Raw genomic sequence first — 470 nt, 5'->3', positions numbered from 1 at the left:
CCTAACTTCATTCCGCCTCCGGCACCGTGCCATGCGGCAGGGGCATCGCCGCATGTTTCGCCGCAGCAATGGCCGCCGGCAAAGGCGGTGGACTGCTGGCAGTGGCCCTCGGCCCCGGCTTTGCGCTGCCCGTCAGAAAGATGCGCGCGGGCAACGCAAAGTGCCGCAGCTGCAAGACATCAAGTGGGCCGGCTCCCACGTCGCTGCTCAGCCGGACCTTCAGCGGAATGCCCAGGCTCGAATCCGGCGTCCACGTGAGCAGATAACGCGCATTGTCCTGCTGGGAAACCTTCGCCCGCTCCAGTAGCCGGATCAGTCCAAACCTGCCCTGAGCATCGAGCGCCGAGCGCAGGCCGCCCAACTCCGTCTGCCATTCGATATGCGACAGGTTCTCCAGCGACTGGCCTGGCCATTCGAACGGGACCCATTCCTCTTTCTGGTTGAAGTAGTCGAGCTCACGCCCCGACAGC

At 64.7% G+C, this 470-nt stretch carries 1 protein-coding gene; it reads right to left on the bottom strand.

The features are described from left to right. Nucleotides 1-7: 7 nt before the first annotated feature. Nucleotides 8-470 (bottom strand): type VI secretion IcmF C-terminal domain-containing protein (locus tag AB4Y42_RS44195; protein WP_368697891.1); only part of this gene is annotated, 463 nt, incomplete at its 5' end.

The organism is Paraburkholderia sp. EG286B (assembly GCF_040965655.1).
GTDB lineage: Bacteria > Pseudomonadota > Gammaproteobacteria > Burkholderiales > Burkholderiaceae > Paraburkholderia.
Note: the sequence above shows the minus strand (reverse complement) of the source record. Positions and strands in the feature narration are given on the sequence as shown.